We start from the raw sequence: 12,091 nt of genomic DNA on the forward strand, positions 1-12,091 counted from the left end.
TTTTCCTCCGTTAATGCGAAATAGAAAAGAGCCGCTTCTTAAACGGCTCTGCATCGACATTAGTATTTTGCGTTCCCTGCCCGAATTTCGAGAGCAGAGAGTTCGTGACGGCGGCACGGGAGAAGATCAGTCCGTCTGCCGTATCCGTCATAGGACGCTGAACGTCCGCATAGAGAACAGAATCTGCAAATCCAAGCTCCACTGCTTTCTTTGCGTTCATCCACGTCTCGGCATCCATCAGCCGTGAAATCTTCGCACGGGAAAGTCCCGTCTTGAGTTCGTAGGCGTTGATGATACTCTCCTTGATTTCAGAGAGGAACGTGATTGTCCGCTCCATCTCATGTGTGTCTCCGATGGAAACGGTCATCGGATTGTGAATCATAATGGTGGCTACGGGCGACATCTCAACCGTTGATCCTGCCATCGCAACGACGGAAGCAGCAGAGGCGGCAATCCCGTCAATCTTGACGGCGACATTCCCCTTATACTCCATGAGCATATTGTAGATCTGTGCTGCCGCATAACAATCCCCGCCCGGTGAGTTGATCCAAAGGTCAACATCTCCCTCGGCAGCGTGAAGCTCGGAGCGGAACATCTGAGGTGTGACTTCATCGCCCCACCACGTTTCGTCCGAGATTTCACCATCAAGAAGCAAGATTCGCTTCTCTCCTTCGTTCCGTACCCAGTTCCAAAATTTACGTTTCATCACTTACTCCCTTCTGCCTAGCGGCAAACAGCCCTGCGTCCCTCAGTTTCGTCATATTCCCGTTGATGAGATAGAGATCGCCACCCTCGTCCGCTTCGATGGGGTTCATGTCCTCAAGACTGCGGATGTCGTTCGCCGAGAGCCATCCGTTCTGCCGCCCGATGGCATAGCCTTCCATACGGCTCTTGTAATCCCCGCGCAGCAACCCATCCACATTGAAACGAATGAAGTAATCCTTCCGCTCCTTCTCCGTCAGCAATGCTTTTTGAAGCGACTGCTCCCATCGCATTACCCACGGATTCAAGGTGTATTTGACGAACTCCAAGGACTGCTGCTCGATGTTCGAAAACGAGGATTTCTCCAAGTCTCCGACCATATGCGGCGGTACACGGTAGAGCCGTGCAATCTCGTCAATCTGGAACTTCCTCGTTTCAAGGAACTGCGCCTCCTCGGGCGGTATGGCAATCTGCTGATACTTCACGCCCTCCTCGAGGACGGCGATCCTGCCCGTGTTCATCGTGCCGCCGTAAACGGCGTGCCAACTCTCACGGAGCTTCGACGGGTCTTTGAGGACACCCGGATGTTCGAGTACGCCACCCGGACGCGCTCCGTTCTTGAAGAATGCCGCACCGTATTCCTCGGTCGCAAGTGCAATCCCGATGGCATTCTTTGCCATAGCAATGGGAGAATAGCCGACCAAGCCGTCAAATCCAAGTCCCGGAATATGCAGCACATCCTCACGCCGTAGCCGAATCTGCCCCTTGTCCGCAAAATTCGGATTCTCCTCCGTGCTTCTGGTGTAGGTGTAGTAGAGTTCACCTGTCCGACTGTCACGGCTGACCTCCATCTTGTCTGGGAGCAGAGGATAAAGTCCGAGAACACGCCCCCTGCCATCCCGCAAAATTTGTGCGTAAGCATTCCCCCACAGAAGAAGGTGACTCATCATTGTTTCGCGAAATATAAAGGAGGTCATCTCGGGATTCGGCGCATCATGGAGCAGGAAGTACAACGGATGCTCCGGCACGCGCTCCTTGCCCTGTCCTTTGTAGATGTAGACGTGAAGCGGCAGTCCCGCGATGGATTCGGCGAGAATACGCACACAGGCATAGACCGCCGTTGTCTGCATTGCCGTCCGTTCGTTGACCGCCTTGCCCGCCGCCGTCTGCCCAAACAAAAAGGACAAGCCGCCAAGATGATTCTTGGGCTTGTCCCGCGAACGGAAGAGTTTGCTGAATAGGTTCATGGAAACCTCCATTTCAAAAGATGATAGCAGAAGCGCCGCCCTTCCGAGCGGCGCTCCCTCATTTCGGTTTAGAAGTTTTCGATGCAGGAAAGCTCCATGCTGTTGATTGCGGCTGTGAATCTTGCCCCCCGCGCAATCTCGTCGGCGGCTTTCAAAAGTTCCTCCGGCGTTGGATTTCCGCCCATCTGGCAAATGCCGGCGTTGGCTTTGATGTCTCGGAAAACCTTGCGGGCTTCCCAATCCGTCTTCTCGTAATCCGTTTCTTTGCGAATCTCGATGCGGATGCAGGTGTCGTGGTTGCTCTCGTTTGCCCAGCCCATCGTGTTTTCCTGCAGCTTGAGTCCGTACTCGGCAGCCTTGCTCTCGATGATCTCGGCAATTTCCTTCTTCGTCATTTTCTTTTCCTCCGTTTCTTGGTTCTTCGGTTTTCCCTTTCGGTATGTGTATATTCCCGTACTATCGGCAAAATAGCAAGGCCATATGTGAAGATAAAGAGTGTATACGATCGCCCTAAAACACCCACACACCACGGCTCTCATACACCGATTCCGACGTATCATTCCCGCAACGGATCGCACGATCCAGTGCCATGATAAGTGCGATCACACCGTCGATCTTCTCCATAGATTTCTCCTTATCTGCCTTGATGTTCCCCGCAGGGTCGGTGCGAATGAAGATGTTGTCTGCCATCCAGCGCATGACGGGATGCCCGCCGTGCGCTATTGTCTTTTCCAAGGTCAGCTTCATCAGTTCCTTGGTCGGCGGGCTCATATCCTTGAAGCCCTGCCCGAATGGAACAACGGTGAATCCCATGCCCTCAAGGTTCTGCACCATCTGCACCGCGCCCCATCGGTCGAAGGCAATCTCGCGGATATTGTACTTCTCACCCAGTTTCTCGATGAACATCTCGATGAATCCGTAGTGAACCACATTTCCCTCTGTCGTTTGCAGGAAACCTTGCCTCTCCCACACGTCATACGGCACATGATCACGCCGCACACGCAGGTCAATGTTCTCCTCGGGAATCCAGAAATACGGAAGCACGGCAAACGGCTCATTTTCCTCCGTCGGAGGGAATACAAGAACAAATGCCGTAATATCCATCGTGGAGGAAAGGTCAAGACCGCCGTAGCAGACGCGCCCCTCCAAGGACTCGGCATCCACAGGTGTGGCGCACGCATCCCACTTATCCATCGGCATCCACCGTACAGACTGCTTCACCCACTGATTCAAACGCAGCTGACGGAAGCTGTTCTCCTCGGCGGGATTCTGCCGTGCAGAGTCACACGCCGCCTGTACCTTGTCGATGCCGACCGTGATGCCGAGGGACGGATTCGACCGTTTCCAGACCTCGGGATCTGTCCAATCCTCATCTTCCTTCGCTCCATAGATCACGGGATAGAAGGTCGGGTCAATCTTTCGACCTTCCAGAATGTCTTTCGCTTTCTGGTGCGTCTCGTAGCAGATGGACTGTGTATCCGTCCCCGCCGTGGTGATGAGGAAGTAAAGCGGCTGCATTCGCGCATCGCCGGAGCCTTTCGTCATAACGTCAAAGAGCTTGCGGTTCGGCTGCGTGTGCAGCTCGTCAAACACAACGCCGTGGATATTGAAACCATGCTTTGAATAGGCTTCTGCCGAAAGCACCTGATAGAAACTGTTCGTCGGCAGATATACCATCCGCTTCTGGGAGGCGAGGATCTTCACCCGCTTGCTGAGTGCAGGACACATACGCACCATGTCTGCTGCGACCTCGAATACGATACTTGCTTGCTGACGATCAGCAGCACAGCCATACACCTCGGCTCGCTCCTCCCCATCGCCGCAGCAAAGAAGAAGTGCAACAGCAGCCGCAAGCTCGCTCTTCCCGTTCTTCTTCCCTATCTCGATATACGCCGTGTTGAACTGGCGATACCCATTCGGCTTCAAAATTCCGAAAATATCTCGGATAATGCGCTCCTGCCAGTCGATGAGTTCAAAGGGCTTTCCTGCCCACGTCCCCTTCGTATGGCATAGGCACTCGATGAATCCCACAGCGTAGTCCGCAGCGGCTTTGTCATAGTGTGCGTCCTCTGCCATGAACTTTGTCGGCTTGTAGTCCGTCAGTTTCCGCAAGCAATCACCCCCATCAAAAAAGAGCCGCCGTCAGCGACTCACAATATCTGAAACGAGAAGCAGCCCCGAAGGGCTGTTTTGTTGTTCGGCGTGGCTTAGATGCGCTTCATGCACCAAGCCATCGCGTGCCCGCCGTCCTCGAAAAGCTCCGTGGCGGATTCGACGAGGTTCAGGCGGCATTCGATGTCCGCGAAGCCCGTCTCCTCCGGCGTTTCGACCATCTCGTAGATGGCTGCGTGGAATCCCCAGCACTCCATTCCGACCACAAGGATCTGCTCGCCGTAGCGAAGGATCGCGCCGCTCGTCCCGAACCGCATCTCATCGAGGTGCTCCATCGTGGTGGTCTTCGGCCATCTTGCTTCTGCGTTTCTCATTTTCGTTTCCTCCTTTGTGTAGGTTGTTCCCTTCGTCATGTGTATATATCACTCTAAACGCAGAATATAGCAAGTCATATTTCGGATAAACTACACTTATTTTTCGAGAGAAACACAGCCCCGAAAGGCTGTGCGGAATCCCTGAAATCGTTGACTATTTTTCACCCGTGAGAATGAAGCGAATATATGCGGCGCGATCTCTCTCGATGAAGCAGACGAGTTCGTAGAATCCCATCTCGAATGCCATGCGCTGCACGGCGGGAACGTCGAGCATATTCACCCGCCCGGAGTCGCGGATGTGCATGATCTGGGAAACAATCTTCTCGTTCATAATCTGCCGCCTTTCTGCACGATGCGGAAGGAATCCACGTTGGGGATCAGGCTGAGTGACGATCCTGTCGCCCATCGGACGAGAAGCTGTCCCGCATCATCAACGCCCATGACCTCGCCCCGTGTTCCCATCGGAGGGGCTTGCGGATCGTCCATTCCAAGGAGTTCCACTCTCGTCCCGCGCGGATACCGCTCTCGAAGCACGGTGATCTGTTCCTTACTCGGAAACCGCATGATCCTCATCCTCCTTCCGATGTCTGCTCTTAAACGCGCTGCTGCCCGTGAGGTTCTGCAGGAGAATCTTGCGCGACTCTTTGTAGGCGTTTCCGATCATGCCAAGGCGCAGGAGAAAGCAGCGGAATGCGTATTTCTCGTTGTCCACAATCTTCTCCTTTGCCGTGACGCGCTTTTGCATCCGTGCCATCTGGCAGAGTTTGCTGATGAACTCGGCGTATGCCTTTGCCGTCTCGTCGGTGACCGTGCCGTGCAGCCATGCAAAGGTGATGCGGTCATCGATCAGCGTGTAGGTCGCTTCCCTGATGTCGAAGGCGTGCCGAATCAGGCGCCCCTTGCTCAGGAGGAGCGCGTCCAGATTCTGCAGCGCCGTCTCCGTGAAAAGGGTGCGCGGGAGGCTGATCGAAAGGCAGTCCTCATCGGTTGCTGCGACAGCTTCCTCCATCGCAGTAACTTCTGCCGGCGTTTCTGTTGGTGTCAGCTTATCCTCTGCCGGATCAACTTCGCTAGGCTCTTCCACCGCCGCTTCCGGTCGGCTCGGCTCATTCGCCCCTGTGTCCCCGCAGAAAGCCTCGTTCTCGCCGTCCTTGGACGTGAAACCCGCCTCGCGTAGTGCCGTGCGCACACGCGTAACAGTCGCTTCGTCTGCGGCATCGTCGAAGCAAAGGATGCCCGCCTTTGTGATCTCAAATGCGCCGACCTTGTAGGAAAAGCTCGGTGCGCCGCAGTAGGTGGGCTTCATCTCGAGCACTTTTCCCACAATCCCGACCATCGCCTTGCGCTCTTCCTTCTGGATGTCGTAATTGACCTTCATTTTGAAAACCTCCTTTATGAACTTTGGTCATTACATTCATCACTCGTATGGGAAGAATTAGCAAGCGGATTGTGTTGTATACACCATAGCCTCAGTGAGATAAACCACAGAGTATTATCATTTCACAGAATGAGGAGCAGTCATCCGCTCGAGCATCTTGCCCGTCATCCAGATCGCCCCGTCAATGACAAGCGGCAGGAAGATGCGGTCACGGAATCTGCACCATCCTGACTCCTTCTCGGCACTCTCTTTCAGTGCCGCCGTATACGCCGCCGACACTTCACGCGCCGCAGGAAGCCCCTTCTCATGCAGCCATAGGACGGTCGCTTCCTTCGCCTCCGTCCGCACGAAATCTCCCACATGATTCTTCAGTTCGTTTTGAATGTGTTCCAGTTTCATCTTCAACACTCTCCTTCATAGTCCGTTACCCCACGCGCAATGGCGCGGGCAAATTCATCCTGCTGCGAACGCAGAAGCTCTGCGTCACCCGCATGGTCGATAAACGCAAGTTCCACGAGCACAGCGACCGCATCGGTGTTGCTCAGAACGTACAGACCGTTGACACCGGGCTTTGCCCCCTTCACGCCGCGATCCACGGTTCCGAGTGCATCCACAATCTGATTCTGGATGCACTGTGCCAGTTTCTCTCCCTCTCCGCTTCCGTAGTAGTGCCAGACCTCCGTTCCGTTTGCCGTGCCGTTACAGGCGTTGCAGTGAATGGAGACAAACACATCGGCATCCACACGGTTGGAGGCCGATACGACCTCATGCAGACTATCGGACTGCAAGTTGCCGACCACCTCGACACCTGCGGCACTCAGATAGCCCGCAACAAGGTCAGCGACGTTCTTTGCCACATCACACTCTCGCAGCCCATACCCAAACGCACCGGGATCTGGATTCCCGTTCGGTGCATGACCCGGATTCAAAAACACACGCATCACGATTCCTCCTTCGCTTTTAACACATCCGCATACGGAATGCGCTCACCGTCACGTTCCAAAAACACATCTTCGGCATTCCCGCCTTTGCTCTGAATGTATCGCTCGACAGCGACATCCACGAATTTCGGCTCAAGTTCCACGCCGTAGCAGATACGGTTCAACTGCTCACAGGCAATCAGTGTCGATGCCGAACCAAGGAATCCGTCGAGAACGATACCATTCGTCTGTGTACACTGCTTGACGAGATACGCGATGAGCGGAACGGGCTTCGAGGACGGATGTCCGCATCCGTCCTTCTTCGAGTCCTTGATGCGATCGAATGCAAAGACAGTGGTCTGCTTCTGATCGCCGTACCACCTATGCCGTCCGTCCTTCCTCCATCCCCAGATGATTGGCTCGTGGATGTATTTCCAGTCCGTCCGTGTGAGGACAAGGCGGTCTTTCTTCCAAACGAGTCCCGCACCAACTTTAAAGCCCGCATCCTCATAAGCGTCATGAAAGATGCGGGCTTTTGCTGTTGCGTAGAAAACGTAGATGGATGCGTCCGTCGCCATCGCCGAGTGAAAGGCGATAAAGGCAGATTTGAGGAACTCGTAGGCGTCCTTGTCATTCAGATCATCGTTCTTGATCTTCCCGGACGTGCTTTCAAGCTGGATCATGTACGGCGGGTCCGTGCAGACAAGGTTGACTTTCTCACTGCCGAGCAGCCGCTCATATGTCTCCGGCAGTGTGGAATCGCCACAGATAACACGGTGCTTGCCGAGATGCCACACATCACCCGACCGAGCGACACAAGGCTTTGCGAGTTCTGCATCCACGTCGAAGTCATCTTCCTGCGCATCACCGTCATCCAGTGAGAGCAGGTCGGCAATCTCGGCTTCGTCGAAGCCTGTGAGTGAGATGTCGTAGTCCATCCCCTGCAGGGCTTCCATCTCAACGCGCAGCATATCTTCATCCCAGCCCGCGTCAAGTGCGAAGCGGTTGTCTGCGAGGATGTACGCTTTCTTCTGAGCCTCGGTCAGATGATCGACAAAGACACAGGGAACGCTCTCTATCCCCTCCGCCCGCGCTGCCGCAACACGTCCGTGTCCTGCGAGAATGCCATAGTCCTTGTCGATGATGACGGGACTGACGAATCCGAACTCGCGTAGACTTCCGCGCAGCTTGTTGATCTGTTCGGGCGAGTGCGTCCGTGCATTGTTGGCATACGGGACGAGCTTGCTGATTGGAACTAGCTTCATCTCCGATGTTGTTTTATTCAAATGACTTTCCTCCTTACTTCCTCGAACGCAGAAGCCGTTCCATCCGATCCTCCTGCGGAGAACCGACGAATGTGGTGGTGCAGTTCTGCTTTACGATGTCGAATATCTCATACCAGAGCAGATTGGACTGCTTCTGGAATGCCTGCCCCATCTGGACAAAGGGGCTTGCAATCGCCCCTCCTGTGGTCGGATGCTTGCCGATGAGCCCGTATTGACTCATTGCCTCCTCGCACTGGATGAAGCGGGCAAATGCCTGCGCGTAGCTTTCAATGAGCCGTGGATTCACGAGCCGCTCACAGCCGCGCTCTTTCAGCCACAGCCATGTCTCACGGAAAATCTCATCTGCACCGAGCGGCTTGCCGTTGCGCTGCCGTGCCGACAGGAACTCACTCGGGGTTGGCATTTCCTCGCCGTAGAGATCGGCGACATCCACAAGGTCTGTTCCATCCAGTTCTGTCATGGGAAACTCCATGATGTGCGCCGTGCGCCCGCCCGCAATCTTGTCTGCGAGTGGTTCGGGTTTATCTCCCGCGCGGATGCGCCGTCCTCCGCGATTTGTTCCATCACGCGCCATCTTCTTGCCCCCTTTCCATTAATACCCTGTTTGAACCGACGTTTTTGTGCGTGCGCCCCCTCCCCGGTCCAGTAATGGCGCGGTTTTAGAGATTTGACCGCCCCCTATGGGGGATAAGAACGTATTGCATTTGCTTCACTTTCGCGTTACAATAAGCAAAAGGAGGTTATGCATCATGTCCAAGACTGCAACAATCAATATGCGCATTGAGCCGACAATCAAAGCGCAAGCTGAAACCGTTTTTTCCAGTTTCGGTATCTCCATTACCGACGCCATTAACATCTTTCTGCACGCATCCATCATGGAGGGAGGCTTCCCCTTCCAACCGAAACAGCCCCGTTATAACAGGGAAACGCTTCTTGCCATGCAGGAAGCGCGCGACATCATGGATGGCAAAATCGAGCCGAAGCGTTATCCGTCGCTGTCCGCACTGATGGATGATCTGGATGCGGAGGATGCTCATGCTTGATCTCGTCACCACCACGCAGTTCCGCAAGGATTTAAAGAAGCTGCGTAAACGTGGAGCAGATATGCAAAAGCTGGATGATGTCCTGCAAATGCTCTGCGCGGAAAAACAACTCTCCGAAAGGTATCGGGATCATGCTCTGGTTGGCGATTACATTGGTTTTCGTGAATGCCACATCATGCCGGACTGGTTACTTGTGTACGCCATCGACAAAGGGAAACTGATTCTGACCGCTTCCCGCACGGGCTCGCATATCGATCTCTTCTAGCCGATTCATTGGAGTCGGCTTTTTATTTTGGTGTTCTCCGCCGGTGAATCCGCTCATGACACGATACGCAGAGCGACATCAAATTGCTCTCGTCATGTGTGCCGCCCTCCGAAATCGATTGAATGTGATGCACAAGCGTCGCAAGGACATATCTGCCTTGCTCCTTGCACTGCTCACAGAGCGGATGCCCTGCCAAATATCGGTCACGAATCCTGCGCCACGCGCTGCCATATCTCGCGTGCTGATCGTAGCCGCGTGTGAAGTGGTCATAGTGTCGCTGCATAACTTTTTCGTGCGCCTCACAGTAACAGCTCTTTCGATCCGTAAGGTTCGGACAGCCCGTCATTCGGCAGGGACGTTTCGGCTTTCTCGGCATTGCGTTTCTCCATCAAAAAAGCCCTCACAGAGAATTGCTTCTCCGAGAAGGCTGATTCCATATCCTATTCTTGCTGAGTCTATCATATCACTGTCAAGGTAGTGACATCAAGACGACATCGACTGCCATTTAGTGACATTTAGTGACATCGGAGAAATATTTTTCAGTCCAACGCCATGCAGACGGTAGATTTGACGAAGACCAAGTTTCATCTCCGTCGCAATCTCCGCCCACGAACGGTAACCCATATAACGGAGATACAGGACACGCCGTGCTTCTTTGTCCTCCACCTGCTGTATCGTTTCGTAGATTTCGGAGCGCAGATCGACGAGCCGATCAATTTCAGCGTCAATCTTTTCTTCACGTTCGATGATTTTTGCAATGGTATCGGAAAGCTGCGACGTGTTCCTCGTTGCATTGCTCGGCATTCCCGTAATGACGGCAGTAGTCTTTTCTGCCATACTGCGAAGAACTGAGACCTCCTCCAACATACTCTGGATTTCATTGTCAATGTTCCATGCCTGACTGAGATATTCCTTTCCTGTCACACAAATTCCCCCTCTAACTGTTGGAGAAGCCACTCTCTGTTTATACTCGTCAACTGACCAAACCATGCCGAACGGAAGAACCGCTCCGTGTCGCTGCGCATCGTTATCGCCTCGACATTCTCTGCCGCTTTGCGAAGAACCGTCCGCGCCCAGCGATAATCCTTTGCCGCCTGTTCGATGATTGCATTGGCAAGAACCTCACAGTTCATCATGGGATGCCACCTCCAGATTCGCTTTGACGGCATCAATCAGAGCCGTCTGAGTCTTGTCCTTGCGTTCAAGTGCCTGCATAACATTCTCATCAATCGTCCCTGCCGTGATGATATGGTGGATAACCACAGTCCCCGTCTGTCCCTGCCGATAGAGACGCGCATTGGTCTGTTGGTAGAGTTCCAAACTCCACGTCAGACCAAACCAGATGAGCGTCGAACCGCCGAACTGAAGGTTGAGTCCATGTCCCGCACTTGCGGGATGAATCACTGCGATTGGGATTTTGCCCGTATTCCATTCCGCAATATCTGCACTCAACCGAATCTCTCGAACGGACAGTCTATCCTTGATTCGCTCAAGGTCATGGCGATACCAATACGCGACGAGTACGGGCTTCCCGTTCGCACTCTCGACAAGATCCTCTAGCGCATCCATTTTACGGTCGTGCAGGTGGACGGATTTTCCGTCCTCCGTATAGACCGCTCCGTTCGCCATCTGGAGGAGTTTCCCGGAAAGTGCCGCCGCACTGACGGCATCAATCTCCGCAGTACCAAGGGAAACCACCATGTCCCGCTTCATTCGGTCATAGAGTTCCCGCTCATGCTCATCCATAGAGACACGCATGCTATTTGAAATGAGCTGCGGCATTTTGAGATAATCCTTGGAACGCATGGAAATCGTAATGTCCTCAATCCGGCGGTAGATTTCATCCTCTGCACCCTCGCGCGGCTTGTAGCTGAACACCATCTGTTGATTCCGTTTGTCGGGAAGGAAGAAGTCATTGCGGTAATGGGAGATGAATCTGCCGAGCCGCTTGCCCATATCCAGAAGACGAAACTCAGCCCAGAGATCCATGAGTCCGTTTGCCGACGGTGTTCCCGTCAGCCCCACAATCCGCTTAACCGAGGGACGCAGCTTCAAGAGTGCACGGAACCTTTTCGCCTGATGAGATTTGAACGATGAGAGTTCATCAATGACGATCATATCAAAATCCAACACCGCGCCGCTCTCTTCGATCAACCACTTTACATTTTCTCGGTTGATAATATACACATCCGCATGCTGCATGAGTGCCGCCGTCCGTTCCCTCGGTGTTCCCATAACCACAGAGACGCAGATGTTTCTCGTATGCTCCCATTTTGCGATCTCCGACGGCCATGTGTCACGTGCTACGCGCAGCGGAGCGATAACGAGCACTTTACCGATCTCAAAGAAGTCATGCAGGAGTTCTTCGATTGCCGTAAGCGTGACGACTGTCTTCCCAAGCCCACAATCCAAGAAAATCGCGGCTTCCTTGTGATGCAGGATAAAATCCTTGGCGTATGTCTGATAAAAATGCGGTTCATAGCGCATTGATAATTCCTCCGATTTCTTCTTTCCCATCGACCACATAGACCTTGAATCCGAGCGCACGCAGCTGCTCGATACGTCTCACCTGCAATGGACGCGTTTTCCTGCCCGGAGCCTTAAGTTCCATAAAGCACATCTTGCCGCCCGGCATGAGCACAAGCCGATCCGGTACACCCGCATGTCCCGGAGATATGAACTTCAGTGCAAGTCCGCCGTGTAATTTTATGTATAACCTAGTGAATTTCTCCAAATCCGATTCACGCATTGAGATTCCTCGCTT

The 12,091-nt window shown here is 53.7% G+C and carries 19 protein-coding genes; 2 read left to right on the forward strand and 17 right to left on the reverse strand.

Annotation, left to right across the window (positions count from 1 at the left end):
* Positions 1-10 precede the first annotated feature (10 nt).
* The 12 genes from C1713_RS08205 to C1713_RS08260 form a co-directional block, all read right to left on the reverse strand.
* Complete coding sequence (locus C1713_RS08205) at positions 11-706, reverse strand: head maturation protease, ClpP-related (protein ID WP_102493606.1); 696 nt, start codon at positions 704-706, stop codon at positions 11-13.
* Positions 696-1,949 (reverse strand): phage portal protein, encoded by a 1,254-nt coding sequence (locus C1713_RS08210; RefSeq protein ID WP_102493607.1) that lies wholly within the window; start codon positions 1,947-1,949, stop codon positions 696-698. The genes C1713_RS08205 and C1713_RS08210 overlap by 11 nt, the downstream gene beginning before the upstream one ends.
* A gap of 68 nt (positions 1,950-2,017) precedes the next feature.
* Positions 2,018-2,344 carry a hypothetical protein gene (locus C1713_RS08215; RefSeq protein ID WP_102493608.1) on the reverse strand — a complete coding sequence of 109 codons (327 nt, stop codon included), beginning with the start codon at positions 2,342-2,344 and terminating at the stop codon, positions 2,018-2,020.
* Positions 2,345-2,459: 115 nt separating this feature from the next.
* Positions 2,460-4,061: a terminase large subunit gene (locus C1713_RS08220; protein ID WP_102493609.1), complete on the reverse strand. Its 1,602-nt coding sequence runs from the start codon at positions 4,059-4,061 to the stop codon at positions 2,460-2,462.
* Positions 4,062-4,156: 95 nt separating this feature from the next.
* Positions 4,157-4,435: an Nmad4 family putative nucleotide modification protein gene (locus C1713_RS08225; RefSeq protein ID WP_102493610.1), complete on the reverse strand. Its 279-nt coding sequence runs from the start codon at positions 4,433-4,435 to the stop codon at positions 4,157-4,159.
* Between the two features lie 154 nt (positions 4,436-4,589).
* Positions 4,590-4,766 (reverse strand): DUF5049 domain-containing protein, encoded by a 177-nt coding sequence (locus tag C1713_RS08230; protein WP_102493611.1) that lies wholly within the window; start codon positions 4,764-4,766, stop codon positions 4,590-4,592.
* Positions 4,763-4,999: a DUF4314 domain-containing protein gene (locus C1713_RS08235; protein WP_102493612.1), complete on the reverse strand. Its 237-nt coding sequence runs from the start codon at positions 4,997-4,999 to the stop codon at positions 4,763-4,765. The genes C1713_RS08230 and C1713_RS08235 overlap by 4 nt, the downstream gene beginning before the upstream one ends.
* A complete protein-coding gene (locus C1713_RS08240) occupies positions 4,983-5,813 on the reverse strand; it encodes a virulence protein (protein ID WP_102493613.1) in 831 nt (276 codons plus the stop codon). The genes C1713_RS08235 and C1713_RS08240 overlap by 17 nt, the downstream gene beginning before the upstream one ends.
* A gap of 117 nt (positions 5,814-5,930) precedes the next feature.
* Entirely contained in the window at positions 5,931-6,212 is a 282-nt protein-coding gene (locus C1713_RS08245; RefSeq protein WP_009438578.1) for a hypothetical protein, read from the reverse strand.
* 2 nt (positions 6,213-6,214) lie between these two features.
* Positions 6,215-6,754 carry an N-acetylmuramoyl-L-alanine amidase family protein gene (locus C1713_RS08250; protein WP_009438400.1) on the reverse strand — a complete coding sequence of 180 codons (540 nt, stop codon included), beginning with the start codon at positions 6,752-6,754 and terminating at the stop codon, positions 6,215-6,217.
* Positions 6,754-8,019 carry a site-specific DNA-methyltransferase gene (locus tag C1713_RS08255; protein ID WP_102493614.1) on the reverse strand — a complete coding sequence of 422 codons (1,266 nt, stop codon included), beginning with the start codon at positions 8,017-8,019 and terminating at the stop codon, positions 6,754-6,756. The genes C1713_RS08250 and C1713_RS08255 overlap by 1 nt, the downstream gene beginning before the upstream one ends.
* A 13-nt stretch (positions 8,020-8,032) precedes the next feature.
* Positions 8,033-8,593, reverse strand: coding sequence for a P27 family phage terminase small subunit (locus tag C1713_RS08260; RefSeq protein ID WP_102493615.1), 561 nt, complete (start codon positions 8,591-8,593; stop codon positions 8,033-8,035).
* A 175-nt stretch (positions 8,594-8,768) separates the two neighbouring features.
* On the opposite strand from C1713_RS08260, the gene C1713_RS08265 reads away from it, so the two are divergent.
* Both C1713_RS08265 and C1713_RS08270 read left to right on the forward strand, forming a co-directional pair.
* The gene (locus C1713_RS08265; RefSeq protein WP_102493616.1) at positions 8,769-9,062 is read left to right on the forward strand and encodes a type II toxin-antitoxin system RelB/DinJ family antitoxin; all 294 of its coding nucleotides are present in this window, start codon (positions 8,769-8,771) and stop codon (positions 9,060-9,062) included.
* A complete protein-coding gene (locus C1713_RS08270) occupies positions 9,055-9,327 on the forward strand; it encodes a type II toxin-antitoxin system RelE/ParE family toxin (RefSeq protein ID WP_102493617.1) in 273 nt (90 codons plus the stop codon). Before C1713_RS08265 ends, C1713_RS08270 begins: the two co-directional genes overlap by 8 nt.
* A gap of 22 nt (positions 9,328-9,349) precedes the next feature.
* Here C1713_RS08270 and C1713_RS08275 read toward each other — a convergent pair whose 3' ends face one another.
* The 5 genes from C1713_RS08275 to C1713_RS08295 form a co-directional block, all read right to left on the reverse strand.
* A complete protein-coding gene (locus tag C1713_RS08275) occupies positions 9,350-9,703 on the reverse strand; it encodes an HNH endonuclease signature motif containing protein (RefSeq protein WP_102493618.1) in 354 nt (117 codons plus the stop codon).
* 107 nt (positions 9,704-9,810) lie between these two features.
* Positions 9,811-10,251 (reverse strand): hypothetical protein, encoded by a 441-nt coding sequence (locus C1713_RS08280; protein WP_245871060.1) that lies wholly within the window; start codon positions 10,249-10,251, stop codon positions 9,811-9,813.
* Complete coding sequence (locus tag C1713_RS08285) at positions 10,248-10,460, reverse strand: hypothetical protein (RefSeq protein WP_102494056.1); 213 nt, start codon at positions 10,458-10,460, stop codon at positions 10,248-10,250. Before C1713_RS08285 ends, C1713_RS08280 begins: the two co-directional genes overlap by 4 nt.
* On the reverse strand, positions 10,450-11,814 hold the full coding sequence (locus C1713_RS08290; RefSeq protein ID WP_102493619.1) for a DEAD/DEAH box helicase: 1,365 nt from the start codon (positions 11,812-11,814) through the stop codon (positions 10,450-10,452). Before C1713_RS08290 ends, C1713_RS08285 begins: the two co-directional genes overlap by 11 nt.
* Positions 11,804-12,076: a VRR-NUC domain-containing protein gene (locus C1713_RS08295; RefSeq protein ID WP_102493620.1), complete on the reverse strand. Its 273-nt coding sequence runs from the start codon at positions 12,074-12,076 to the stop codon at positions 11,804-11,806. The genes C1713_RS08290 and C1713_RS08295 overlap by 11 nt, the downstream gene beginning before the upstream one ends.
* Between the last annotated feature and the right edge of the window lie 15 nt (positions 12,077-12,091).

Origin of the sequence: Centipeda felix (assembly GCF_900186465.1) — a bacterium.
In the GTDB taxonomy this organism is placed as follows: Bacteria; Bacillota; Negativicutes; order Selenomonadales; family Selenomonadaceae; genus Centipeda; species Centipeda felix.